The sequence below is a fragment of the Bifidobacterium pseudolongum subsp. globosum genome, from assembly GCF_000741295.1.
GTDB lineage: Bacteria > Actinomycetota > Actinomycetes > Actinomycetales > Bifidobacteriaceae > Bifidobacterium > Bifidobacterium globosum.
Genome location: NZ_JGZG01000004.1, coordinates 71544 through 97869, shown reverse-complemented (window position 1 = coordinate 97869; position 26326 = coordinate 71544). Strand labels below are relative to the sequence as shown.

General features: G+C 62.6%; 19 protein-coding genes, 2 tRNA genes and 3 pseudogenes. 18 read left to right on the top strand and 6 right to left on the bottom strand.

What is annotated here, in order from left to right; all coding sequences use genetic code 11:
• From BPSG_RS08395 to BPSG_RS02170, 3 genes and pseudogenes are all read left to right on the top strand, one after another.
• Positions 1 to 217: pseudogene (locus BPSG_RS08395) on the top strand (transposase); the annotation flags it as partial.
• A gap of 173 nt (positions 218 to 390) precedes the next feature.
• Positions 391 to 1992 carry an McrB family protein gene (locus BPSG_RS08265; RefSeq protein WP_051592158.1) on the top strand — a complete coding sequence of 534 codons (1602 nt, stop codon included), beginning with the start codon at positions 391 to 393 and terminating at the stop codon, positions 1990 to 1992.
• Positions 1979 to 3697: a 5-methylcytosine restriction system specificity protein McrC gene (locus BPSG_RS02170; RefSeq protein ID WP_051592159.1), complete on the top strand. Its 1719-nt coding sequence runs from the start codon at positions 1979 to 1981 to the stop codon at positions 3695 to 3697. The genes BPSG_RS08265 and BPSG_RS02170 overlap by 14 nt, the downstream gene beginning before the upstream one ends.
• Positions 3698 to 3892: 195 nt before the next feature.
• Here the strand turns inward: BPSG_RS02170 and BPSG_RS02165 are convergent.
• A pseudogene (locus BPSG_RS02165) lies at positions 3893 to 5219 on the bottom strand (ISL3 family transposase).
• Between the two features lie 254 nt (positions 5220 to 5473).
• Between BPSG_RS02165 and BPSG_RS02160 the strand changes: the two are divergent.
• Positions 5474 to 5818 (top strand): hypothetical protein, encoded by a 345-nt coding sequence (locus BPSG_RS02160; RefSeq protein WP_026644271.1) that lies wholly within the window; start codon positions 5474 to 5476, stop codon positions 5816 to 5818.
• Positions 5819 to 5912: 94 nt separating this feature from the next.
• Positions 5913 to 6266, top strand: a complete 354-nt coding sequence (locus tag BPSG_RS02155; protein ID WP_033502418.1) for a hypothetical protein — start codon at positions 5913 to 5915, stop codon at positions 6264 to 6266.
• Between the two features lie 110 nt (positions 6267 to 6376).
• Here BPSG_RS02155 and BPSG_RS02150 read toward each other — a convergent pair whose 3' ends face one another.
• From BPSG_RS02150 to BPSG_RS08260, 4 genes are all read right to left on the bottom strand, one after another.
• The gene (locus BPSG_RS02150) at positions 6377 to 6724 is read right to left on the bottom strand and encodes a phenylpyruvate tautomerase MIF-related protein (protein WP_026644269.1); all 348 of its coding nucleotides are present in this window, start codon (positions 6722 to 6724) and stop codon (positions 6377 to 6379) included.
• 291 nt (positions 6725 to 7015) lie between these two features.
• A complete protein-coding gene (locus BPSG_RS02145) occupies positions 7016 to 7942 on the bottom strand; it encodes a hypothetical protein (RefSeq protein WP_026644268.1) in 927 nt (308 codons plus the stop codon).
• A gap of 28 nt (positions 7943 to 7970) precedes the next feature.
• On the bottom strand, positions 7971 to 8642 hold the full coding sequence (locus BPSG_RS02140; protein ID WP_026644267.1) for a histidine phosphatase family protein: 672 nt from the start codon (positions 8640 to 8642) through the stop codon (positions 7971 to 7973).
• Between the two features lie 370 nt (positions 8643 to 9012).
• On the bottom strand, positions 9013 to 10002 hold the full coding sequence (locus tag BPSG_RS08260; RefSeq protein ID WP_051894169.1) for a helix-turn-helix domain-containing protein: 990 nt from the start codon (positions 10000 to 10002) through the stop codon (positions 9013 to 9015).
• A 91-nt stretch (positions 10003 to 10093) separates the two neighbouring features.
• Between BPSG_RS08260 and BPSG_RS02125 the strand changes: the two genes are divergently transcribed.
• The 6 genes from BPSG_RS02125 (at position 10094) to BPSG_RS02100 (ending at position 17383) form a co-directional block, all read left to right on the top strand.
• The gene (locus BPSG_RS02125) at positions 10094 to 12214 is read left to right on the top strand and encodes a SpaA isopeptide-forming pilin-related protein (RefSeq protein ID WP_026644199.1); all 2121 of its coding nucleotides are present in this window, start codon (positions 10094 to 10096) and stop codon (positions 12212 to 12214) included.
• 421 nt (positions 12215 to 12635) lie between these two features.
• Entirely contained in the window at positions 12636 to 14060 is a 1425-nt protein-coding gene (locus BPSG_RS02120; RefSeq protein ID WP_026644200.1) for an MFS transporter, read from the top strand.
• Positions 14061 to 14190: 130 nt separating this feature from the next.
• The gene (gltX, locus tag BPSG_RS02115) at positions 14191 to 15729 is read left to right on the top strand and encodes a glutamate--tRNA ligase (protein WP_026644201.1); all 1539 of its coding nucleotides are present in this window, start codon (positions 14191 to 14193) and stop codon (positions 15727 to 15729) included.
• Positions 15730 to 15821: 92 nt separating this feature from the next.
• Positions 15822 to 15894, top strand: a tRNA-Glu gene (locus BPSG_RS02110).
• 35 nt (positions 15895 to 15929) lie between these two features.
• Positions 15930 to 16004, top strand: a tRNA-Gln gene (locus BPSG_RS02105).
• An 80-nt stretch (positions 16005 to 16084) separates the two neighbouring features.
• Positions 16085 to 17383, top strand: a complete 1299-nt coding sequence (locus tag BPSG_RS02100; protein WP_026644202.1) for a metallophosphoesterase family protein — start codon at positions 16085 to 16087, stop codon at positions 17381 to 17383.
• Positions 17384 to 17473: 90 nt separating this feature from the next.
• Here the strand turns inward: BPSG_RS02100 and BPSG_RS02095 are convergent, their stop codons facing one another.
• A complete protein-coding gene (locus BPSG_RS02095; protein ID WP_026644203.1) occupies positions 17474 to 18292 on the bottom strand; it encodes an IclR family transcriptional regulator in 819 nt (272 codons plus the stop codon).
• Positions 18293 to 18576: 284 nt separating this feature from the next.
• On the opposite strand from BPSG_RS02095, the gene leuC reads away from it, so the two are divergent.
• The 7 genes and pseudogenes from leuC to BPSG_RS02060 all read left to right on the top strand — a co-directional run bounded on the left by leuC (position 18577) and on the right by BPSG_RS02060 (position 26274).
• Entirely contained in the window at positions 18577 to 19980 is a 1404-nt protein-coding gene (gene leuC, locus BPSG_RS02090) for a 3-isopropylmalate dehydratase large subunit (protein WP_026644204.1), read from the top strand.
• A gap of 54 nt (positions 19981 to 20034) precedes the next feature.
• Positions 20035 to 20715 (top strand): 3-isopropylmalate dehydratase small subunit, encoded by a 681-nt coding sequence (gene leuD / locus BPSG_RS02085; RefSeq protein ID WP_026644205.1) that lies wholly within the window; start codon positions 20035 to 20037, stop codon positions 20713 to 20715.
• A 50-nt stretch (positions 20716 to 20765) separates the two neighbouring features.
• Positions 20766 to 21044: an Lrp/AsnC ligand binding domain-containing protein gene (locus BPSG_RS02080; RefSeq protein WP_026644206.1), complete on the top strand. Its 279-nt coding sequence runs from the start codon at positions 20766 to 20768 to the stop codon at positions 21042 to 21044.
• Between the two features lie 142 nt (positions 21045 to 21186).
• Positions 21187 to 22540 (top strand): annotated as a pseudogene (locus BPSG_RS02075) (NAD(P)/FAD-dependent oxidoreductase).
• Between the two features lie 234 nt (positions 22541 to 22774).
• Entirely contained in the window at positions 22775 to 24100 is a 1326-nt protein-coding gene (gene murA, locus BPSG_RS02070; protein WP_026644207.1) for a UDP-N-acetylglucosamine 1-carboxyvinyltransferase, read from the top strand.
• 129 nt (positions 24101 to 24229) lie between these two features.
• Positions 24230 to 25177, top strand: coding sequence for a lysophospholipid acyltransferase family protein (locus tag BPSG_RS02065; protein ID WP_033502388.1), 948 nt, complete (start codon positions 24230 to 24232; stop codon positions 25175 to 25177).
• 98 nt (positions 25178 to 25275) lie between these two features.
• Positions 25276 to 26274: an NAD(P)H-dependent glycerol-3-phosphate dehydrogenase gene (locus BPSG_RS02060; protein WP_026644208.1), complete on the top strand. Its 999-nt coding sequence runs from the start codon at positions 25276 to 25278 to the stop codon at positions 26272 to 26274.
• Positions 26275 to 26326: the final 52 nt, after the last annotated feature.

The window sequence follows — 26326 nt, the reverse complement described above, 5'->3', positions numbered from 1 at the left end:
GCCGGGAACTCGCCTCCCTCGGCCGCGTGCTCAAAGACGCATGCGCGACATCCTCGCCCTCTTCCGCCACCCCCACTCAAGCAACGGACCCACCGAAGCCATCAACGGCAGGCTCGAGACCCTGCGCGGCAACACCATGGGCTTCGCCAACACCACCAGCTACATCCAACGATGCCTCATCCACAGCAGCCAACTCAAAGACATCCTTACACACTAACCTGAGAAGAGCCATTAAAGAATTGGCATAGCAACCGACAAGAATCTGCGGCATTTTCAGGACGCTTGGAGATGCTACTATCACCTTTACCGTGTCGAGTACGCCTTCTCCACCTGCAGCAGTGCTACCATGTGAATCATTCGACGGCGAATTCAAATTAAGGGGATCTGCACATGGACAAGCTGGAACAATTCAAAACCATCCTGAAGGTGTATGCCAAGGTTATCGATGACGGTCTGGCGAACAAAGAACACTTCAAGGATGAGTGTGAGGGGAAACTGTTCGCCTCGACGTTCATTCGGTCGGGGATCAATCCTAAGTTCATTTCCTACCTTAAGAACACCGGTCTCATCCCCCAAGAACTACTTGCAGATAAGCAGGAGCTCACCCGGGTCTTCACTCTCGACGGCGAATGCATCAATCTGCATATTGACGGCGGCTACAAGCTATTGCGGCAGGGCAGCACCTACATCAACCGTGGCTGGGTGAACATCGATGTACGGTATAGCGACGGCAGACTGGATGAGCTCGTCTCCGAAATTGGACGCAACCAAAGCAGAAAGCAGTTCGCCGCGCAAATACTCTCAGAACCAGTGAAGGTGTTCAAGGTCGCAAACCTTGGTCTCGACAATCCCGAAATCACCAATAGGGAGCGCCAACAACTGCAAGAACTCATGGATCACCAGAATCAACTGATGGACGTCATGAGGCAGTTCGATATCGACGCCACGGAACGGAGTCTCACCTTCTCTAAATTCAGCACGCTCATCTCCGATGCCGCTGAGAATCACGATAACGTGATTTTCCATGGCGCGCCCGGCACCGGTAAGACCTTCAACGCCATCCGCGCCATCGCCGAGCAAATCGCCTCCGACACAACAGACGATTCCAAAGCCACGCAACAATTGCGGAAGGCTCTCGCATCATACAGAGAAGATACAAACGGTAACTCCTACACCGATCTTTTTGCCACGTTGAACACGAACCCCCGGTTTGGCTTCGTGCAATTCCACCCAAGTTACGATTACACCGACTTCGTCGAGGGACTGCGTCCGAACCATACCGGCGACGGATTCTCGCTGCAGGCAGGCACCTTCATGGAATTCTGCGAAGCTGCCCGCAATCACCCCCAGCACCGCTATTACTTCCTCATCGACGAAATCAATCGCGGAGACGTTTCCAATATCTTCGGCGAGCTATTCTTCCTGCTTGACGGAGGGTATCGGAATGTCGGTATCACCACGCAGTATGCCAATCTGCATACCCAGGAATTCCAGGAACACTATATGGCGAAGACCCCCGACGGGTCGCCAAGTAATCGCTTTGACATCCCTGCCAACGTAACCATTATCGGCACCATGAATGATATCGATCGTAGCGTCGACTCGTTCGACTTTGCCATGCGCCGCCGTTTCCGCTTCATTAACATCACTTGGAAAGACAGCATCGCATTGCGATTTGGCGACGTTCCGGATACCACACAGTACAAGCAGATAGGCAAGGTGAGAACTGTGATGGAGTGCATCAATGAGGCCATTGCCGGCAACGACATTCCCTCACTCGATGCGGATTATGCACTCGGCGCCTCCTATTTTGCACAGATGGCCACCGCCAGCGACGAAGACTATCCAGCGACCAAGGCGGAAACCTGGGCCCAAAAAGTCAAGCCACTGCTTGAGGAATACCTGCGCGGCACATCCGATGCGGAAGAAAGCATGCAAAGTCTGCGCGAGGCATGGAATGACATGGACGAGGACGGCAATGGAGAATCCTGATAACGAAGCGAGGTTTTCTACATGGTTGCCCTATGTCGAAGATCCAGCCCAACCCGGTCAAATCAATTACTTAGCCACCGATAACACCTCATTGCTATGGTTCCTCGCAAGCGGGGGCGACGGGTCAGTCAGATTGGCCGATCATGGTCTGAGCCGTGCCTATGAGCTTGCCGAATCCTCGAAAGACTCCCTCACCGGCGGACAACGAGCACTCCGCAACTTCATAAATACACTCGTTGAGATTCCAGCGGTGGGGCAGAGTAATCTGCTGGTATTTTCGCGGGAGCATGTGCGCGACATCGCAGACGATCAATACATTCTTGCAGAACGTCGACTCAAAGAGCAGGTCGCGGGAGATAATGACGGAGACTCTGCCGATGACGGCACGCGTGATATCCAAGCAGAGCACGCCGCAGCGGGAAAGCCTGCCGGCAGATATGTGGTGTGTACGACCAATCTGGCCGGCATTCTGCACAACAGACCGCAGAGCGGAAATGGCGACGGGCAGATTCAGTTATCCATCTCGTCGCGATTCTCGAAAAATACAGATGGGCACCCTGTCCCGTTATGGGAAGACCAGTTCCTGGCTTACATGGTTGAGCGGGTACTGCATATCAATCTGCTGCATCTGGACTTCAACAGCAATCCGGAGGATGCATGGAAACAATTGCTGATCTGGATGTTCCCGCTGTACCTGCATGCAGCCTTGGGCAAAGGCATTTACCGCAAATATGTGAGACATGAATACAACGATTCCCACCCGCGCGGACGTATTGATGTGGCTCGTCATGTGCGTGAAAATACACCATTTTTGGGGAATGTGGCATATAGCAGGCGCGAGTATGACGCAGACAATCCCGTGACCGAACTCATTCGTCATACCGTGGAGTATATTGCCGGCAAAGGGCAGTTCGGCGCAAACGTTCTGGGCAGCAGTCCGATGGCGATTAATGATGTGCGCATGATTCGGCAGATCACCCCACGGTATGCACCATATGATTGCCAAGCGGTGGTCTCAGAGAACATCCGCAGGCCGGTGCAACATGCGTATTATCAGGAATATCTGGCATTGCAGCATCTATGCATCGAGATTCTGGGCGGACGCGGATTGAATCCAAAAAAGACTCCAGACGACAGCGTACATGGCGTGTTGTTCGACTGCGCGTGGCTGTGGGAGGAGTATATGAATCAGGTGTTGCAGGGGATTATCGACTGCAATGTGATCCATCCACGCAACAAGGAAGATAAGGCCAACTACCACCTGCTGTACAACTCGGCAAGCGGACGCATGAACGGTGCGATATACCCGGATTTCCTGCTGGAACACGGTGATGCCGTCATGGTCGCCGACGCAAAGTACAAGCCCGAGGGAAATATTCTGGGTGGCGACTATTCGCAGGTTCTTGCATACATGATGCGGTTTGAAGCCGCTACCGGATTGTATCTCCACCCATATGTGCCGAGGTCAACGGGCAGCGATACGGGGACGGCGATTTCAGAAACGACGTTGCATGTGCCCAGCGGCATCAACGGTGACGACAGAACACAACTGCAGAAGAAGCAACTCTCGAAAATTGGCCTTAATGTATCCATCTGGGACGCGAATGGTAATGAGGTTCCCGATTATGCCTCGTACTGCGAGCTGATGCTAGAGCGAGAGCAAGAGCTTCAGTCCAGAGTCACCGCGAGATTGGGGAGCGTATAGACCGACGACCAGCAACCCAACAATACTGAAACCCAATCAAATAAGGCGGGCTGCGTATTCCCGGTGACAACGGAAGATAGACCCGTACCTCCGCAGTAATTTCACGCCCCGAAATCAACCATTCATGCATTATCGCGCATTGTCCTGCATTATCGCGCATTCGCAGACATAGCCTGATTACAGGCTCTTCTCAGGTTAGTGTGTAAGGATGTCTTTGAGTTGGCTGCTGTGGATGAGGCATCGTTGGATGTAGCTGGTGGTGTTGGCGAAGCCCATGGTGTTGCCGCGCAGGGTCTCGAGCCTGCCGTTGATGGCTTCGGTGGGTCCGTTGCTTGAGTGGGGGTGGCGGAAGAGGGCGAGGATGTCGCGCATGCGTCTTTTGAGCACGCGGCCGAGGGAGGCGAGTTCCCGGCAGCCTTTGTAGCGCCCCGGTCCGGTCAGGTCGTCGATCAGCTCGCGCATCATGCGTTCGCCGCGCCGCCGGTCGTCGCACCGGTAGGCGTGTATGACCCTTTGGTAGGCGTCGTGGGCGAGCATGAGGTCGTGGTTGGTCTGGATGGCGAACAGGGTCATGAGTCTGGCACGGCCGCGTGCGCCGAGGTATTCGTCGCTGGTCAGCAGGGCGCGCCTGCAGTCGTAGAGCCTGTCGCCCTTGACACCGCGCCTGCCGGTGGCGTCGCGTTGCAGGCGGCAGCGCACCTTGGTGACGCGGGCGGCGGCCAGTTGCACGACGTGGAACGGGTCGATGACCTCGACCGCGTGGGGCACGACGGATTCGACGGCCTGCTTCCAGCCGGCGAACGCGTCCATGGCGACCACCCCGACGCGTCTTGTGAACTCGCCGCCGCGCGCCTGCATCCATTCGCGAAGCACCTGGGCGGAACGGCCCGGCACCATGTCCAGCAGTCTTGCCGGCCTGCCGTCGCAACGCGGGGTCAGGTCGACGATCACGGTCACGTACCGGTCTCCGAACGCGCCGTGGCGCCACACGTGCTCGTCCACGCCGATCGCGCGCACCGAGGAGAACCGGTCGGCCTGCTCGAGCAGCAGCATGCCCTGCTCGCGCACCGCCCGGTCGACCACCGCCCATGCCACATGAAGCAGCCTGGCGTACGCCGAGACAGTCATCGAGTCCAGGCACACGCGCCGCAGCGCCCACATCACCGCCGGCACGCTCAACACGCCCCTGCCGGCGCCCACCGCCTCAAGATCATCGCTCCACGAGCGTGAGCACGGCACGCACTCGTAGCGGCGCACGCGCACCAGCAGATGCACCGCGTCGTCGCCGTAGGCACATGCGCCAGCGTGCGCAGCCACGACGAACGCACCCTGGCATACGCGCCGCACGAGGGGCACCAGCGTGCGTCGTGCGAGTCCGGCTCGCACCTGATCTGCCTTAACCCCGGGCCGTCCGGCCTGCCAAGACGCCGCCACGAGAGCACACGAAGACCCATCTCATCCAAACCAAGGAAACGTTGGGGGTCGAACACGATAAACTCGGGTTCAGGCCGTGTTTCCTCATTCAATTTTTCTATCACACAAGCAATGATGAAGCACGGCCCTTACACACTAACTTGAGAAGAGCCCTTAAAGGCTTCATGTAACTAAAAAAGAACTGAAGTTCTAGGGTAGATGGCTAAAATCATTGAAATTTCAGCTTGCGCACGTTTTCATCATTGATGCATGAACCGCTTTTACTTGTTTTCGTGGGCAATTTTTCCTACAATGATCATTAAGCGCTTAATCTGTGTGTAGATACGGTATGGCGGTCAATGATTGATTGCCACGGTGGCGGTCAATGATTGTTCGCAGGTGAGGGAGACGTTCATTGGCGAAGAGTTGAAGAATGTTCCCAATGTGGTACCAAACACGGATCTCGAATTCTTCCTGAACGTGCATCTTGCGGATGCGGCCGTGGTCAAGGACGGTGAGAAACACCTTGCACGGGAATACGATGTGCCGCTGCCCGCCTCGGTTGTGGCAAACCAGTTCGATGACCCGCAGATCGTGATGGAAGGCGGCAAGCGGGTCGCCACGATCACACTGGTGCGGAAAGATGACGGCACATGCGCGCTGCGCGTAAAGGCGGTAATCATGAAATCTGGAAATTGGACGGGCTGACTATTCCTATGCCGCGGCATAATGAGATTGGCGATCTCATGGCCATGGGCATCTACAAGGAAGCGGCAGAGAAACTGGGAAAAGAGTGGTGGATATGATCTATCGCGTAGAAATCGAACCGGATGGCAAGTATTGGAATATCTCGGTTCCACAAATTCAACGCGTAACGCAAGCGCGCACATTGGGCGAAGTGGAGTCAATGGCGAAAGATCTCATCTCGATCATGACGGAGGAACCGGACCCACAAATCGAAGTGCAGATGTATCTGCCGAGTCAAGTGGAAGAGGCGCTTCGACTGAAAATCGAAGCAAAAGAAGCGGAGTGGCGCGCGCATCAATCAATGGTCGGTGCTGTGCGCTTGTTGCATGACGAAGGTGTGCCATATAGGGAGATTGGGCAGATCATGGGGATCAGCCATCAGCGTGCGCAGCAGCTGGTGTCTGCGTGAACAGTCGAACACAAGCGAGGGGGTCGTAGTATTCCGAGGCATACTACGATCACCCCTCGCTTGTTCTGCACAACTTCGCGGATTCTTGCGTCCGCGCTCGCGGGCGGATATCAGAAATTGCCGCCGTTCCAGCCCCAGTCGGCGGTGCCGGTGTAGCGGATGTAGGTGCGGTCGGCGGGCACGTTCAACGTGTCTTGCAGGGCGTTCATGATCTGCGGGGTCAGCTTCTCCCACGCGCTCTTCGGGACGGACGTGCCGAAGACGTTCACTTCGATGTACGCGACCGGGGCGTCGTCGGAGCCTCCGAAGTACATCGGCACATTGTCTTCGAACAGGCACATGAGCCAATTCTCGGTTTTGCCGGGCACTGCGGTGATCGCCTGGCCGAAGAGGTTCTTGAGGGTGTCGCGCTGTTCTTGCGTGGTCGGCACGGAAACATGGGTGTGAATGACTGGCATGATTGCTCCTTGCATTCTTGCGTACGGCGGCACGGATTGTGCCGCGCTCCCTTCCTCACTGTAGTCGTCTCCACTGCCTGTGCCCCGGGTGTTTGCCCGCCGCGTGGTGCCGCCCATGGCGACAAACGCGCTGCACAAAGACGGATGTGTCTAGGAGGTAGACATGGACTGCCATCGGAGTAGGGGTAGGCGGCCGTGGGTGTCTAGGTGGTAGTCACAGGCGGTTGTGGGAATGGGAAAGGAGAGCTGTTGGTGTCTAGGGCCTAGCCGCAGACAGCCTCTCCTCCGCCTCTACAGCTCCACTTCGGGCTTGGTGGGGTCGTCCTTGATGTGCGCGAACTTGGCGGCCAAGGCCTCTTTGCTCTTGCGTTCATCCTCTTCCTTGGCGCGCTTCTTCGCCTCGGCCGGATCCCACAACACGTCTTCGCGGTGTTTGCGCCATTCCGCCGCGGCGAGCGGCCCCAGCACCTGCGCGAGCACGGCGGCGCTGTCTTCGGCGTCGGTGCTGCCGTTCAGTGTGGCGTAGGCGGCCACGATGCCGTGGTATTGTTCGGCCGTCATAAACATGCCCGGCACGCCGATCGCCTCCGCGTATGCATTGGCGAACGGCACGAACGGCAGCGCCAGCCGTTCGACGCCCATCACGCGATCCGTCGGCGCACCGCCGCTATGCGGGGCCGCTGCGCCACCCAATTGCGCTTCCGTCTGGTCCAGTGCGGCATGCATGAGTTCGTCAAGCAACGCGATGACCGCGGCGAACCGCCACGCGAACGGTTTGCCGTCCAGTCCGTTGCCCTGTGCCGACAGCGCTCCGTCCACAGTCTTCGCCACGGACGTTTGCGTCTGCTCATCCCACTCGATGCCCAACGTGCGCGCCGTTTCGAGCAGTTGCGGCGTCTCGGGTTCGCTCAGCCCGTCGAGCGCATCGTTCGCCGCGAGCAATGCGTCAACAATGCTCTGCGGCCGCCCGGGGATCGACTCCGCACCTTCGTACACGAACTCGGCGTCGGGCATGCTGACCGCCTCGCCCGTCATGACCTGCGCCAATGTACGGCTGAGCCGCACCTGCAGGTTCTCCGCATACTGGGCGTCGTTGCCCATGTGCGCGGCGCTTGTGAGCGGCCACAGTTCCACGAGTTCCTCGCCTGTCTGCGCCGCCTGCCGTACAGCGGGCATTGCCGCGATCTGTTCGATGTTCACATTGTTGTTTCGATCCATGTTGTGCCTCCTGGAAAACTGTCTGTTGTCATGCGCGCGCGGCCTCGGCCCGCGCGACGGGATCCGCGTATGTGATGCCGAGCACGTTGTGCGTCGCGTTGTCGTAGGTGATGGAGGTGACCGACGCGAGCGCCGTCTTGCGCAGCAGCATGTTGTGCTCGGGGTGGCCGGTTTCGAGCATGTGCCGGTATGACCAGATCGGTGATTCGTGCGAGACGACGATGATCTGCTCGCCGGGATGCTCGTCGACTTTTTCGAGCGCGAAATCCTGTACGCGGCTAGCGATCGACCGGTAGCTTTCGCCCCATGTGGGACGCCACAGGTTGCGTACGAGTTTGAGGTTCTCCGGTTTCCACAGCGCGCCGTCGCCGTGGCCGATGCGCTTGCCGCGGAATTCGTTGCCCGCTTCGATGAGTCGTTTGTCGGTGAGTAGTTCGAGCTGTTCCTGCCCGCGCTCGGCGCGCAATGCGTTCAGCTCGATCAGGATGGCGTCCGCCGTCTCGCGGGTGCGGTCGAGGGGCGATGAGTAGACGGCGGTCGCGGTGTTGAGCTGTGGGCTTGCCGCGATGTACCGGCCCGTGGTTTCCGCCATGCGCCGCCCTGATGTGGAGAGGTGGAATCCGGGTAGCCGTTCGTACAGCACATGGTTGGGGTTGTAGACCTTGCCGTGGCGTACGAAGTTGATTGTGGTGGCCGTCATGCGCGCTCCTTGGATGCGTGTGGTTCTCCGGGCGCTTCGCGCTGTTGCGTGTGTCCGGAAAGTGCTGCCTCCTACCGTACTGTGCAGACGGTAAATATGGGGATTGCGGCGTTCCATCTGTCTGGTTGTCTGGCATGGCGACGACACGCCGTGACAACGTTGCCAGTCTGTTATGGACCGTGGTGAATATATCGGCATGAGTAAGTGAAATGACTATTGTCCCGATTCTCTCATGTTGCATGAAATGTGCATCGTGGGCGTGGAGAAAACACCGCTATTCTTGGCGGTTTATGTCGCATAGTGAGGTTTTCGTGCGTGTAATGTGTCGAGACATAGTTGACGTATGTCTCGACACATGCTTTACGTGTTGTCAGCGTGGCGGTTTACGTGTTGCCGGCGTGTTCGTGCTTTTGCGCTGGTAGTGGCTGTTGGTGTCGAATGGCTGGTCGTGGATGATTTCGCCGGTCTCGGTGAGGACGGCGACCGCGTTGCCGTCGATGACCATGGTCTCCACCTGGCTGCCGGCGTATTGGTTGGCGATGTGGAGCTGCCATGATCTGCCCGGGCGGTGGTGGTTGACCGTGCCGTTGCGTCTCACGGTGGAGCGTTCGGGGTCGGTGGTCAGGTTCGGATCGTGCACGGTGGGGCGCCGCGCCGTCGACCGGCGGGCGTGCCGTGCTCGGCGCAGCATTCGAGGAACGTGCGCGCCACCAGCTCGCCGGTCACCGAGCCCGTGACGCGCGACGGGGGGCGCCATGCGCGAGTGGTCGTCGAGCCAGGCGGGGGTCTGCGCGTCCGTGCCGTCGGCCAGCGGCCAGTGCGTGAAATCCGACTGCCACGTCTCGTCGGGCAGCTCGGCCTCGAACCTGGCATACGAGCTGCGCGGCCGTTTCCTGGGGTCGGCCTCGACCAGGCCCATGTCCCGAAGGATCCGGTGGATCGTGGAGACGGACGGCGCGCGCCCCATGCGTTCCCCGCGCACGCCGTGGATGCTGCGCGCCCCGCACTCCCAGCCCCTGGCGAGCAGGCGTTCGCGCACCTGCACGATCAGGGCGCGCGCCTCGCCGCTGGTGCGGTTGTGCACGCTGCGCGGCCTGCGCGAACGCGGCAGCGGCCCCGGCTCTCCCTCCTCGGCATGGCGCCTGCGCAGCCCATGGACCCATTGGCGCGTCACGCCGTAGCGCTTCGCGACGCGCGTGACCGGTTCGCCGGCCTCGAGCGCGCGCATCATCGCCATGTTGCGGTCGAACACGCTGCGGTCCCGGGCCGGGGGCAGATGACGCAACACGCGTCCGTCCCGCACCCTCGGGTCGTCATGGCCATGGGACGGATTGATTGGATTGATGTTGTTGTGTTCCATACAAACGACAACAGGACACCGGCGTCAACTGACAAAGACATCGACCAAACCGGAGAACGGATATGAGGAGGTCGCGGGTGGTGTCTACAAGGTGCCGTGGCAGATCGATTTCGATCCCAAAGGCCGTACAGACATCACCGATCTGTTCCTGTACGAGGACTGGGTTCACGGCAATTCGGATGGCAATACACAACATATGTGGTACAGCAAGGATTATCTCGATCTGACGCTTCAGGAACAGGGCGAAGACGGGGAATGGACTGTCATTGACACTGCCGAATACACCGCGGTCGAGGCGAACAGGAACAACCCCGATGGAGGGTGTACGCAGGAGACCCGTGATAACCGTGCGGATGCCTGCTATGCCGCCGATGCCCGCGAACTGCCCGGCGGGACGGATTATCCCAGCGGCTGGTACCACGATGGCGGCCGCAACTCCGTGGACACCTATGGCAACTATGACGGTGCGCCGGCCTTCCGCGTTGTGTTCAAAAATCGCGAAAATCCCGAACGGTTTTTCACGAAGAAGCTGCGCATCACCTACAACACGCTGTGCGACGGTGCTCCGGACAAGTACCATAATTACGCGAAGTTCATGTACAAGATCAACAGAACACCACACTACGAGGTCCCCCAAACGGATGTCGAGTTCGCATTGGGCAACACGGTGGGCAAGATGGTCCGCGCCAACAACGATGGTGGTCTCGGGTGGACAGACAGCGCTGTTGCCGAGCAGGTGCCGGATCGCGAACATCCTGGGCAGACAACGGAGGGGTGGACGGCACATTGGCGCGTCTGGTCCAACGGCGTGAAATCAGGGTGGTTCTGTGATTGGCTCACCGATCCGAATGGACAACGGATTGTGGGTTCGAATGGCAAACCCTACAAGGTCGATATTCCGGGCATGAACGGTATCAAGGACCTGTCAAAGGTCAATCAGATCAAGGTCACTGATACATTGCCTTCGGACGAATGGCATCTGAACACCAGCAAACCTGTATTCGGTTGGTTCGTGTCGATGCCTGAGCCCTTCCCGCTGAACATCGACGATGGCAGGGGAGGGACGAAGGCGGTCAACGCGTGGCCTACCGAGTGGAACGAACGCACCAAGAACGACGAGGCTGCCGAACAGTGGCACGTGTTCAACATCACGCAGGATGGAACCTGCGAAGATAAGAAAGAAGATGAGGAAGTTGTGAGCGGGACGTGCGCCACATACCGCGACGACAACGGTCAGATCATCTTCACCATTCCCAATGACGGTATGTTGTCCAATTGGGATTTTAGAGGCGATCCCAAGAATGAGGACGTCGAACTGACGGGAATCAAAGTCGATAATCCGACGACGGATGTCGATGAATCGCAGATCCCGGTGCAAGGGCATTCGATCATTGTGCTCGAATTCGACACGTTCATTACACAGGAGGACGCCAATCTCGCCGACAACAGCACACGACAGGTGACCAACCGCATCGATTTCAATCTGGGCGATCCGCAAAGCTATGCGGCTTCCGGCACCACGACGATCGACAAGGGCTACAATGTGCGGTTGAACAAGTGGGGGCAGTCCTTGAGCGACAACAAGATTCTGTACACCGTCAACGTTGATACCAAGAAGATACGGGACAACCGCGGGTATGATTTCAAGGCAGTGCGTCTGCCAGGGGCACAGTTCGAGGTCTGCGAAGTGAATACCGATCAACCGGCTTCCATGGCTTATAGCATCGGTGGCGACGGCGTGAGGCAGAAGCCTTGGACCTGTAACGGTGCATCCAGCACGGCGACCACGAACCAAAATGGCCGCATCGAATTCATGTCGACGAATCCCGACAGTGCGAGCAGTGCTGCCAGCAACCAAGTCACCCGTCTCAAGGTCAACACGCTGTATGTGGCATGGGAGACGAAAGCCCCGAATGGGTACCTTCTGGATGATGCGTCACATTATTTCTATATCGCCGATGACTCGAATGCGGGTACAGGCGGCCAGCCGTCGAAGCTGAATGGCCTACGGGAGTATGTGGTCACCTATGCACTGGTCGTCACAAGCTCCAGCTTCACGGTGGGTGACCTGCCCGACACCACGGTCACACTGCCCTCCGCAGGTGGGCGCGGCATGCATCTCATGGCGCTCGGCATCGCCGTTGTGGCGGCCGGCATGTGCCTCGCCGTGGTCGCATCCGACCGAGGGGCGAAAGGCCGTCACGCTGCATAGTGCATAGGCGCCGTTCCTGTGGGCGGTTCAGTCATTCGAGATATTTTTCGAAAATCACGCAGCAGCCCGTTTTCACCGCGTGTCGCGCCGGTGGGTGCGACTAATGTGGCCGTGTCCGGCACGCACATCGGCATAGGCGAACAGGCGCATAGGCGCACGCCGAACCGGCCATGTGCACGGGCACGGCTTCGCAGTGGCGGCGGCGCGCGGTACGCATGGCAGCGTCCGCGCGCGCAACGGGCCGCGAAGACGGCGAGGGGCCAGCGGCGGCACAGGCCGGCGCGGCGACCCCGATCACAACAAGTCAATCGACGAACATCCCACCCCAACCCGGCCGCGGGCGGAAGGAATCAAGCCGTGACGCAAAACGGCGCGACGACCGCACGCGGGACACACCGTGAGCAGAAAGGAGCGACACACCATGGCCTCCAATCACACCAACGGCGTCCACGACGTCGTCCATCGCATCTTCGGCGGGTACGCCGAACTTCTCCGTATTCCACACACCGCGCGTTTTGCCGTCGGATCGGTCATCGCGTGCATGCCGTTCCCGATGGTCGGCATGACGATGACGATCATGACGCAGCAATACTACGGCAATTACGCGCTCGCCGGCGCGCTGACCGCCGTGCAGGCGATCGCCGGCGCCGTGCTGAGCCCCGTGCTGGGCACGCTCGTCGACCGCTTCGGGCAGCGCGCCGTCTCCATCCCGACAATCGTCGTGTGGATGGTCGCCGCCACGTCGTTCGTCTCGTGCGTGCTCGCCCACGCCAACCCGGTGGTGCTGTACTGCATTGTGCCGTTCCTCGCCGCCGTGCCACCGTGGGGCGCGATGAGCCGCGCGCGCTGGACGTACCTGATGGGCAACGACCGCCAAGGCGTCAACCGCGCGCTTTCGCTTTCGGGCGTGTTCGACGAGGCGATGTGGGCCGTGGGCAATCCGCTCGCCTCCACGCTCGCCGTCATCTCCGGCGTGCTCTCGTTCTCCGTGACGGGCCTGTGCGTGCTCGTCGGCGCGCTCATGTTCCTCACCGAGTTCACCACATGCCCGCCGAGCCAAACGCAGCTCGCGCGCGAGGCCGGCCTGACGCGCAAGGAGTTCCGTGCGCGCGAAGACGAGCAGGCGCGGCTCATGCGCGCGCAGAGCGCCGCGGACGACGCGCGCGTGCGCGCCAAGTCCGAAGGGCTCGGCGACGCGGCCGTGCAGCAGGTCGCGCGCGAGGCCTACGACCGCGCGATGAGCGGCAAGAAGGACTCGATCTGGGGCCCGGGCCTGATCGCCGTGTGCGTCACATGGTTCGGTCTGGGCGCGTTCCAGTCGGCCGCCGGCATCTCGATTGTCGCGTTCGCCACCGAAGCGAACATGAAACAGTACACCGGCTTCGTGTTCGCGTGCTTCTCGGTGAGCTCGCTCGCCGGCGCGCTGCTGTACGGCGCGAAGAACTGGACGATCCCGCTGTGGAAGCGCTTCTACGTGTGCCTGGCCGTGGTGAATCTGGGCATTGGGTCGTTCCTGTTCGCCAAACACCTGTGGGTGATCATGGCGATCTACCTGATCATCGGCGTATGCCAGTCGCCCACCTGGATCAACGGCAACCAGCTCATGCTGCATCTGGTGCCGCAGACGCGCTTCACCGAAGGCATGGCGTGGATGGGCGCGATGAACGCGATCGGCGGATCCGCAGGCTCCGCGATCGCCGGCGTGTTCATCGACCGCAACGGCTCGCACGGCGGGTTCATGGTCGTCACCGCGCTCGCGCTCGTCTCGCTCGCGATCGCACTGCTCGGCTTCAAGCAGATCAAGACGAGCACCGAGACTCCCGTGCTCACCGAGATCAGCGCGTGACGCGTGCGCATGACCGGACGTGCGCGCGGCGGCCGCACCCGCGCGCACGTCCGGTTCACGCGCCACAATGGACAGCATGACTGACACCGATGCTGCAAAGATCATCCAACCTGAAGATTCCGTGGAAGACATGAAGGAGCGCGAGCATGTGAAGCCGGAGCTCCCGGCCGACGTGCGCGTGCGGTTCTGCCCTTCGCCCACGGGCATCCCGCACGTGGGCATGGTGCGCACGGCCCTGTTCAATTGGGCCGAGGCGCGCCACACCGGCGGCACGTTCGTGTTCCGCATCGAAGACACCGATGCGCAGCGCGACTCCGAAGAGAGCTTCAACCAGATCATCGATGCGCTCAAGTGGCTCGGGCTCGACTGGGACGAGGGCATTGAGGTGGGCGGCCCGCACGGCCCGTACCGCCAGTCCGAGCGCGGGCTGATCTACCAGAAGGTCGCGCAGCAGCTGCTCGACGCCGGCTATGCGTACGAGTCGTTCTCCACGCCCGAAGAGATCGAGGCGCGCAATGTGGCGGCCGGGCGGCCCAAGGCGTTCGGCTACGACGGCTACGACCGCAACCTGACCGAGGAGCAGAAAGCCGCGTTCCGCGCCGAGGGGCGCCAGCCCGCGCTGCGCGTCAAGATGCCCAGCGAAGACATTACGTTCAACGACCTGATCCGCGGTGAGATCACGTTCAAGGCCGGTTCCGTGCCGGACTATGTGATCGTGCGTCCGAACGGCGATCCGCTGTACACGCTCACGAACCCGGTGGACGACGCGCTGATGGACATCAACGTGGTGCTGCGCGGCGAGGACCTGCTGAGCTCCACCCCGCGCCAGATCGTGCTCTACCGCTACCTCATGGAGCTGGGCGTGGCCAAGCAGATGCCGCTGTTCGGCCACATGCCGTACGTGATGGGCCAGGGCAACAAGAAGCTCTCCAAGCGCGACCCGGAGTCGAACCTGTTCCTGCACCGCGACCACGGCTTCATCAAGGAAGGCCTGCTCAACTACCTGGCGCTGCTGGGCTGGTCGATCGCGCCCGACAACGACATCTTCTCGATGGACGAGATGGTCAAGGCGTTCGACGTGCGCGACGTGAAGGCCAACCCGGCTCGCTTCGACATCGACAAGGCGGTCTCGATCAACGCGGAGCACATCCGCATGCTCGAACCGCAGGACTTCCTGAACCGCTCGGTGCCGTACCTGTTCCGTGACGGCGTCGTCTCCGCCGAACGCTGGGATGAGCTCACCGATCGCGAGCGCAGCGTGCTCACCGCCGCCGCGCCGCTCGTGCAGCCGCGCGTGCGCCTGCTCGGTGAGGTGGCCGGCATGGCCGGCTCGCTGCTGTCGACGAGCGAGTACATCGCGCCGGAGGCCGACGCGAAGAAGCAGCTCAAGGCCACGGCGGGCGAGGTGCTCGATGCCGCGATCGCCGCGCTTGACGTGGTGCCGGAAGCGCAGTGGACGACCGACAATCTGCATGAGACGCTCAACAAGGCGCTGATCGAAAACGCCGGCTACAAGCCGCGCGTGGCGTTCGGGCCGGTGCGTGTGGCGATGTCCGGCCGTCGCGTCTCGCCGCCGCTCTTCGAGTCGATGGAGATTGTCGGCAAGCCGGTTTCGATGGCCCGCCTGCGCAACCTGCGCGAGCATCTGGCTGAGATTCAGGCCGCCTGAGGCTTGGAATGACGCCCGACACGCCGTGATTTGCGCTGATGGGCGCTTATGTGTATATTTTCTATCTGTTGCTTCACGGAGCAACAGATGATGCCCCCATCGTCTAGCGGTCTAGGACTACGCCCTCTCACGGCGCCAACACCGGTTCAAATCCGGTTGGGGGTACGAGTTCACCATCATTGATGGTGAGCATGCCAAATTGGGATGTGGTGTAATTGGCAACACAGCTGATTCTGGTTCAGCCATTCTTGGTTCGAGTCCAGGCATCCCAGCCAACGAGCCCTCGCTACGGCGGGGGTTTTTGTTTTCCGCGGAGATTGTGCACTGCACGGATGCGTGCATTACTGTGGGAACTATGAGTGAGCGAGAACAGAGCAATGCGGTCGACCGCGGGGAGCAGCCGCGGCCGTTGTCTGTGTCGGCGCGTCTGGGGCGCCTGCAGTTTCATCGTTCGGGGAAATTCCGTGTGTTGCAGTTGGCTGATGTGCAGGATGGCCCACGCGTCTCAAAAGACACGATCCGCCTGATCACCGCGGCGGTCGAGACCTCGCGGCCCGACCTCGTGGTCTTCTCGGGCAATCAGATCGCCGGGTATGACCCCGCCTATGCGGAGACGTATTGCAAGCGCCACTGGAAGACGCCGGCGCTCACCCAGCGGCGCGAACTCGCGCTCTCGCACACACGGCAGCTGGTGCGCGCGTCGATCGGGCAGTGCGTGCAGCCACTCATCGACGCGGGTGTGCCGTGGGCGGTCACGTACGGCAACCATGATTTTCAATGCGGGCTGAGCAATGCGCAGCTCGACGAGCTCTACCGCGAGTTCGACGGCTGCGTCAACCCGCCCGCTCCGCCGGCGGACGGCGCCGTGTGTGTGCCGGAGCGCGTGGCTGCGTTGCCGCGCGAGACGGTGTTCGCGTGCGAGCCGGGCACGTTCGCACTGCCGGTCGCGAACGAGCGCGGAGAAACGGTGCTCGGCATCGTGCTCGTGGATTCGGGCGATTACGCGCCGACAGGCGGGTATGGCGCGCCGAGCCCGCGCGCGCTGCGCTTTCTGCGGCAGGTGCCGGCGCAGTTGGGGCAGGGCGTGCGGTCGATGGTGTTCCAGCACACGGCGCTGCCGCAGTATTACCGGCTGCTCAAGCCGGTCGCGTCCACCGCGGCGCATGCGGTGGAAGGCTACCGCATGTTTTCGGGGCAGTACTATGTGCTCGACGAGCGCGCGACCGAACCCGGCGGGTATCTGGGCGAAGGCGTGAGCAGCCCGGATGACGACAGCGGCGAATTCGCGATCCTCACCGATGGCGGCGCCTACTGCGCGATCGCCACCGGGCACGACCACCGCAACGCGTTCGTGGGGCAGTCGGGCGGGCTAGCGATGGTAGCGAGCCCGACATGCGGATTCGGGTCGTATGGGCCGATTCCCGAGCGGCGTGCGGCACGCCTGTTCGAATTCGACATCCGACACCCGTACAATCCGCGCACGCAGCTGCTGGAGTTCGGGCAGCTTGTGGGCAAGCCGAGCTCCAAGAAGGCGTATGTGTATGGCATGACGGTGGCGTCGAAGTCGCAAAGCGAAGGCGTGCACCTACTGCACAAGCCCAACGCCTTCAGCCGCTTCGTGCATGCCGCCGCCAAAACCATCCTCGGCAAGTAGCCGCCGGCCATCGTTGGCAATCGGCCGTTACGGGCAGTGCTTTGAGGGGTGCGTGGTGCGCGCGCACGCGGCTACCACGCATCGTGCGGGTCAGCGGCTGGCGCTGGCCTTGATCAGGGCGTCGGTCAGGTACTTGCCGGCGCCCATGACGAGCGGTGCGTAGCGGTGGCCGGGGTTCGAGCCCATGCGGCCGCTCGGGCCCGAGATGGAGATCGCGGCGATCACTTGGCCGGAGGCGTTGCGGATCGGCGCGGAGATCGAGCACACGCCCTCGTCGCGTTCGTTGATCGACTCGGCCCAGCCGCGCTTGCGCACGGCGGCGAGCTTCGCCGACGAGAAGCGCGCGTGGCGCAAGCCCTGGTGCAGGCGGTCGGAATCCTCCCACGCGAGCAGGATCTGCGCGGCGGAACCGGCCTCCATCGACAGCATGGCGCCCACGGGAATCGAGTCGCGCAGCCCGCTCGCGCGCTCCACGGCGGCGATGCACACGCGCTGTTCGCCTTGGCGGCGGTAGATCTGCGCGGATTCGCCCGTGCGGTCGAGCAGGGTCTGCAGGATCGGGCCGGCGGCGGCGAGCAGGCGGTCTTCGCCTGCGGCGGCCGCGAGCTCGGCGAAGCGCGAGCCAAGCACGAAGCGTCCGTGCTGGTCGCGCAGCACAAAGCGGTGGCGTTCGAGTGCGATCGCCAGACGGTGCGCGGTGGGGCGTGCGAGCTTCGTGGCGGTCACGAGCTGGCCGAGCGTGGCGGGGCCGGACTCGAGCGCGTCGAGGATCTTGACCGTCTTGTCGAGCACCCCCACGCCGGAGTGGATCTCGTTGTCGGCCGGTTGTGCCGCTTCCGCTGGGGAAGCAGCGGTGGACTCAGCGTCGATGCGCTGTTTGGATTCTGCGGAAAGCGTATTTGAAGTCATGGTTGAATTATGCCATCTCACATTCTGAAACGCAAAAGCGAGGCGTCTAAAACTCGTGTCCTAGGTGTCGGAACCGTGCCGCTACACCGTTGAAATCGTTGTCATTCCAACGGTTGCGCAGTGCAACATTTCTCCATCAAACTTCTACATCTCACATACCGGCATATTGCGGAAGTCTTGACTAATCAACCCATACGCTATATGGACGTGAACAACGCAGGGCCGGGCAACGGCATCGCCACACACGCTCCTGCGCCTTTGAATACTCTGAGGAGGATCCACCTATGGGAATGACGTTGGCCGAGAAAGTCTGGGCTGATCATTTGGTCCGTAAGGGTGACGACGGTGCTCCGGATCTGCTGTACATCGACCTGATGCTCATGCACGAGGTGACGAGCCCGCAGGCGTTCGAAGGCCTGCGACTCGCCGGCCGCACCCCGCGCCACGTGGACCAGCTCATCGCCACCGAAGACCACAACACGCCTACAGTCGACATCGACAGGCCGAACCCGGACGAAACGAGCGCCACACAGCTGAGCACGCTCGAACGGAACTGCCGTGAGTTCGGTGTGCGCCTGCACCCGCTCGGCGACGCGGACCAAGGCATCGTGCACGCCTTCGCGCCGATGCTCGGACTCACGCAGCCCGGCATGACGATCGTGTGCGGCGACTCACACACCTCGACCCATGGCGCGTTCGGCGCGCTTGCGTTCGGCATCGGCACCTCCGAAGTGGAGCATGTGATGGCCACGCAGACGTTGAGCCTCAAGCCGTTCAAGACCATGGCCATCAACATCGAGGGCGACCTGCCCGAAGACGTGAGCGCCAAAGACATCATCCTGGCGATCATCGCGAAGATCGGCACCGGCGGCGGCCAAGGCTACGTGCTCGAGTACCGCGGCAAGGCCATCGAGAACCTTTCGATGGACGCGCGCATGACGATCTGCAACATGAGCATCGAAGCGGGCGCGCGCGCCGGCATGATCGCGCCCGACGAGACGACCTTCGAGTATCTGAAGGGCCGCCCGCACGCGCCGCAGGGCGAGCTGTGGGACCAGGCGGTCGAATACTGGAAGACGCTCAGGACCGACGACGACGCCGTGTTCGACGCCGAGGTGACGCTGCGCGCCGGGGACCTGGAGCCCTTTGTCACGTGGGGCACCAACCCCGGCCAGGGCCTGCCGATCTCCGCGAGCATCCCCGCGCCAGAGGACTTCGCCGACGCGACCGAACGCGCCGCCGCGGAGCGCGCGCTCGCCTACATGGGACTCGAGCCGGGCACGCCGATCCGCGACATCCCCGTGGACACGGTGTTCATCGGATCGTGCACCAATGGTCGCATCGAGGATCTGCGCATCGCCGCCGAGATCATGAAGGGCCGCAAGAAGGCGGATTCGATCCACCGCGTGCTCGTGGTGCCGGCGTCGTCACGCATCCGCCTGCAGGCGGAGGAAGAGGGCCTCGACCGCATCTTCACCGAGTTCGGCGCGGAATGGCGCAACGCCGGCTGCTCGATGTGCCTGGGCATGAACCCGGACAAGCTCGTGGTGGGCGAGCGCTCCATCTCTACGTCGAACCGCAATTTCGAAGGCCGTCAGGGCAAGGGCTCGCGCACGCACCTCGCGTCGCCGGCCGTGGCCGCGGCCACGGCGATCCGGGGCACGATCTCCACACCGGCCGACCTGTGAGCATGGCTCCGGCTTATCCAGACCGATTTTTGAACAGAGGATGTTGATTCAACGATGGAAAAACTCACCACACTCACCGGTACGGGCGTGCCGCTGCGCCGCTCGAACGTAGACACCGACCAGATCATTCCCGCCGTGTTCCTCAAGCGCGTGACGCGCACCGGCTTCGACGACGCGCTGTTCTACGCGTGGCGCCGCAATCCGGACTTCGTGCTCAACAAGCCGGAATACGCGGATGGCAAGATCCTGGTGGCCGGCCCCGACTTCGGCATCGGATCGTCGCGCGAACACGCGGTGTGGGCGCTGCACGACTACGGCTTCCGCGTGGTGATCGCGCCGCGCTTCGCGGACATCTTCTACGGCAACACCGCCAAGAACGGCGTGCTCGCCGCGATCATGCCGCAGGAGTCCGTGGAGCTGCTGTGGAAGCTGCTCGAAGAGGAGCCGGGCCGCCAGATGACGGTGAACCTCGAGGACCGCACTGTGACGTGCGGCGACGTGGTGCTGCCGTTCGAAGTGAACGACTACGTGCGCTGGCGCCTCATGAACGGCTACGACGACATCGACCTGACGCTGCAGCACGAAGACGACATCGCGGCCTATGAGAAGATGCGCGCCGAGCGCTTCCCGTTCAAGCCGAAGACGATCCCGGTGCTGCGCGAACCCGAGGCCGCCGTGGTCTCCGCCCGTGAACCCGAGGCGGCCGACTGGCCCGGCCCGATTGCTGAACGCTGAGGCCACGTCGTAGCATGGGAGGCATCACCAGTAACGAACAAGGAGGCAGCATGGCTGATGCGATTGTGCTCATCACCACGGAAAGCGACATGGTGAGCGAGGCGGCGAAACGCATCGTCGAACTCGAGGGCGTGCAGGACGTCTATTCGGTTGCGGGCGACGTGGATCTGGTGGCCGTGGTGTCCACCGACCACTTCGAGGACCTGACGAGTGTGATCCCCGAGGGGATCGCCAAGGTGGACGGCGTGGTCGGCACCCAGACCCTGATGGCCTTCCGCACCTACTCCCGGGAAGACGAGCAGGCCGCCTTCGATCTGGGCGGCGACTAATTCTAGGCGAAGCGCGAACAGCCGCCGCGGCGCGGTTCGGAAGCCTATCATCGCAACTAGTACACGGGCGTGCGCCGAGAGCACGCCCGCTTGGTGCCCGTCCGCACCCCGCGGACGGGCACAGCACTTGTACGGAGTTGCCATGACCACCGTCGCCATCGTCGGCTGCACCCATGCCGGCACATTCGCCGCCACCTCGATCCTGCGCGAGCACCCCGATTGGAGCGTGCACGTATTCGAGCGCGGCGACACGCTTTCGTTCCTTTCGTGCGGCATCGCGCTGTGGGTGGGCGACCATGTGTCCGGCCCGCGCAAGATGTTCTATTCCTCGCCCGCCGAACTCGAGAAGCTCGGCGCCACGATGCACATGCGCACCGACGTGACCGACATCGACGTGGCCGGCAAGACGCTTGAGTTTCGCAGTCTGGAGACCGGCGACTCGCAGACGCTGCAGTTCGACAAGCTCGTGGTCACCACCGGTTCGCGCCCGGTAGTGCCGTCTATCCCCGGCATCGAATCCGACCGCGTGCAGCTGTGCAAGAACTGGGACAACGCGGTGCAGATCAAGGAGCGCGCGCACGACGCGAAATCGGTCGTGGTGATTGGCGCCGGCTACATCGGCGCCGAACTGGCCGAACAGTTCAGCACGATCGGCGTGGAGACGACGCTCATCGATGCCGCCGACCGCGTGCTCGCCAACAATTTCGACAAGCTCATCACCGACCAGGTGGAGGAGCGCTACCGCAAGCACGGCGTGACGCTCGCGCTCGGCGAGAAGGTGACCGCGTTCACCGACAACGCCGACGGCACGGTGACCGTGACCACGACCGGAGGCGCCTACACCGCGCAGTTCGCCGTGCTCGCCGCCGGGTTCCTGCCGAACACCGACCTGGTGCGCGGCCAGGTGGACACGCTCGCCAACGGCGCGATCATCACGAACGAGTACATGCAGGCTTCGGTGCCGTACGTGTACGCCGCCGGCGACAGCGCCACCGTGCGCTACAACCCGACGGGCGAGCTCGACTACATCCCGCTCGCCACGAACGCCGTGCGCCAGGGCACGCTGATCGGCCTGAACATCGACACACCGACGCGCACATACATGGGCACGCAGGCCACGAGCGCCGTGCAGCTCTACGACCTGTCGCTTGCGGCGAGCGGCCTGACACAGGCGACCGCCGACCGCCGACCGCCGCGGCTTGGACGTGCGCTCGACCGAACTCGTGGAGGATTACCGCCCGGCGTTCATGCTCTCTACCGCGCCGGTCACGTCGATCCTGAGCTGGGACCCGCAGACACGGCTCGTCAAGGGCGCCCAATTCTGCTCGACGGCGGACATCTCGGGCGCGGCGAACACGGTGAGCGTGGCCATCCAAGCCGGGTTCACAATCGACATGTTGGCGAACGTGGACTTCCTGTTCCAACCGAACTTCGACCAGCCCGTCTACTACGTGGGCGCGGTGGCCGCGAAGGCCGTGGCCGAGCAGGGCGCCTGACGCCCGCCCGTGGCGCGCGCCGGCACCTCACACGCGCCACGCATATTACATGCCTTATGGCAAACTGGTTGCCTGACATCGCCGCCGGACGGACTGCCGGCGCGGCGCGGCGCGGAAATAAAACCGCGCGCCCGACTGTAGAGATAACCAGACAATCAGACTCGGCCCACACGCGGCACCGGACCATGCGCCGGCGCCGCGCATTGTGTGCACCACTGGCGAAAGAGGATAGACGTGGTCGAAACAACAGATGACGTGCTGCATGTTGTGGGCGGCAAGCCGCTCAACGGTACCATCAAGGTGCGCGGCGCCAAGAACTTCGTGAGCAAGGCCATGGTGGCGGCGCTGCTGGCGCCCGGCACGTCGGTGCTGAAGAACGTGCCCGAGATCCGCGACGTGCACGTGGTCTCCGACCTGCTGCGCCTGCACGGCGTGGACGTGGACGTGAACGGCGACGACGGCATTGTGACGATCGACGCGAAGAACGTGCAGCTCGCCGACGTGGCCGACGTGGACACGCTCTCCGGCTCGAGCCGTATCCCGATCCTGTTCTCCGGACCGCTGCTGCACCGTTTGGGCGAGGCGTTCATCCCCGCGCTCGGCGGCTGCAACATCGGCGGCCGCCCGATCGACTTCCACTTGGAGACGCTGCGCAAGCTCGGCGCGGACGTGGACAAGGAGCATAAGGACGGCATCCACATCACCGCCCCGAACGGCCTGCATGGCGCGAAGATCCACCTGCCGTACCCGTCCGTCGGCGCCACCGAGCAGACGCTGCTCGCGGCCGTGCTCGCCGACGGCAAGACCGAGCTTTCCGGCGCCGCCACCGAACCCGAGATCATGGATCTGGTGGCCGTGCTGCAGAAGATGGGCGCGATCATCTCGGTGGACGTGGACCGCACGTTCCGCATCGAAGGCGTCAAGGAGCTCAAAGGCTACACGCACACCGCGCTCACCGACCGCATCGAGGCGGCGAGCTGGGCTTCGGCCGCGCTCGCCACGCACGGTGACGTGTTCGTGAAGGGCGCCACGCAGCCTGAGATGATGACGTTCCTCAACGTGTTCCGCAAGATCGGCGGCGAGTTCGACATCACCGACAAGGGCATCCGCTTCTGGCACCCGGGCGGCGACCTCAAGCCCGTCGCGATCGAGACCGACGTGCACCCCGGCTTCATGACCGACTGGCAGCAGCCGCTTGTCGTGGCGCTGACCCAGGCGAACGGCCTGAGCATCGTGCACGAGACGGTGTACGAAAACCGCTTCGGCTTCACCAAGCCGCTCACGCAGATGGGCGCCACGATCCAGCTGTACCGCGAGTGCCTCGGCTCGCTGCCGTGCCGCTTCCAGCAGCGCAACTACAAGCATTCGGCGGTGATCTTCGGGCCCACGCCGCTCGAAGGCCGCGACATCGACGTGCCGGACCTGCGCGGAGGTTTCAGCCACCTGATCGCCGCGTTGACGGCGAACGGCCCGTCCGACGTGCGCGGCATCAGCCTCATCGACCGTGGCTACGCCGATTTCCGCGGCAAGCTCACTGCGCTCGGCGCGCAGATCGACTGACGCTTCGCACCAACCGATGAACGACCCGGCCTGTGCCATGCACGGCCGGGTCGTTCGCGTCTACGGAAGTGCTGCTGCACATGGGGTCCAAGAGTGGGCGTGTACCGGCGGTGCGGCACAATGGAGCGCATGGTATCCAAAGGAAAACCGTCGCCGCGCTCCGCGGTCAAGCCGCTCAGTGACGCGCAGGTCGCCAGGCTCGCGGCGCAATACGACCTCGTGGACCCGACCCGCCCGTACCCGACCGGGCGCATCGAGCCGAATGAGAAGGAGATCAACGAACAGAACCCCAAGCTCACCGCGCGCCTGATGGAGGGCTGCGCCAAGGTGCTGCGCGCCAGCTGCCGGCCGCGCGCATGGGGGCTCGATAACGTGCCGGTGGACGGCCCATACATCACTGCCGCCACGCATGTGACGCAATTCGACGTGTTCGTGCCGATGATTGCGATGTTCGAAATGGGGCGCCGTCCGCGCTACATGGCCAAGGCCGAGATGGGCAAATGGCCGATCATCGGCAAATGGTTCCGCGCCGTGGGCATGCAGCCGGTCACGCGACGCAGCGGCAAGGCTCGCCAGATCGAAGAGGAATCGATCTCGATCCTGACCGGTGGGCGCCCCCTGACAATCTGGCCGGAAGGCACCGTGACGCGCGACCCGCAGAAATGGCCGATGAGCATGAAGAACGGCGTCGGGTTCATCGCGCTCGAGGCCTCGCGCCAGCTCGGCAGGCAGATCCCGCTGTACTGCGCCGTCACATGGGGGGCGGCGAGCATCAACCACTTTTGGCCGTGGCCGCGCAAGAACGTCGTCATGTGCTACGACGAGCGCCTCGACTACAGCGACCTGCTCGAAGGCATGGATGACTGGGGCGCGGAGCCGCCGGTCGAATACGCGAACGAACTGGCGCGCCGCATCCGCGTGCGCATGAAGAACGTGATGGCCAACATCCGCGGCGAACAGCCGCCGAAGGGCTTCTTCGACTACCGGATCATGAAGGAAGTGCCCGAGACGGAGCCGTTCGCCGACCCGCACCAGGTGGATGTGCGTGCGCTCACGCACGCCCAGCCAAGAGCATAATCACGCGCGACCCGCGCAAAAAGGCCAACAATGGAAACCAGTGCACCGCCGCCCACCGTATGCGCGGCGGCACGGCTGAATGATAAAAGGAGCAGAGTATGGCGAATATTACGGTATTGGGTGCCGGCGCATGGGGCACGGCATTCGGTCAGGTGCTTGCGGACGCCGGCAACGATGTGATGATGTGGGCGATCGAGCCGGAAATCGTCAAGGCGATCCAGACCGAGCACCGCAATCCGGTTCGCCTGCCGAGCGTGGAGAAGCTGCCCGACTCGATGACCGCGACCGGCGACCGCGCCGAGGCCGTGGCACACGCCGACGTGGTCGTCGTGGCGATCGCCGCCCAGTACGCACGCCAGGCGCTCGAGGAGTTCAAGGGGCTGATCCCCGACGAGGCCGTGGTCGTCTCACTGATGAAGGGCATTGAGCAGAAGACCGGCAAGCGCATGGACCAGGTGGTCACCGAGGCGCTCGACCTGCCCACCGACCGTTTTGTGGCGATCTCGGGACCGAACCTGAGCAAGCAGATCGCCGCGCGCGAACCCGCCGCCGCCGTGGTCGGCTGCACCGACATCGACGTGGCGCGCCGCGTGGCGAAACTGTGCACGACCGACTACTTCAAGACCTTCATCACCGCCGACGTGATCGGCTTGGAACTGTGCGGATCGCTCAAGAACGTGGTGGCGCTCGCCGTGGGCATGGCGCATGGCGCGGGCTTCGGCGAGAACACGGCCGCGATGATCGAGACACGCGGCCTGACCGAGATCAAGGACGTCGGCACCGGGGCTGGCGCGTTGCCCGAGACCTTCTACGGTCTGGCCGGCGTGGGCGACCTGATCGCCACATGCGGATCGCCGCTGTCGCGCAACTACACCTTCGGCTACAACCTGGGCAAGGGCATGAGCGTGGAGGAAGCCACGAAGGCGAGCAACGGCGTGGCCGAAGGCGTCGCCACGGCGAGCGCCGTGGTGGCCCTCGGCGAGCGGTACCATGTGCCCACGCCGCTCGCCAAGGCGGTGACGCGCCTGCTCGACGACGGCATCTCGTTCAAGCAGATGATCGCCGAGATGTTCCCCGCCGACGTGACGGTGGAGTGACGCCGTCCGCCGCGTGCGCGCGGGGACTGCGCGCGCGGCGAAAGGCAAGCCT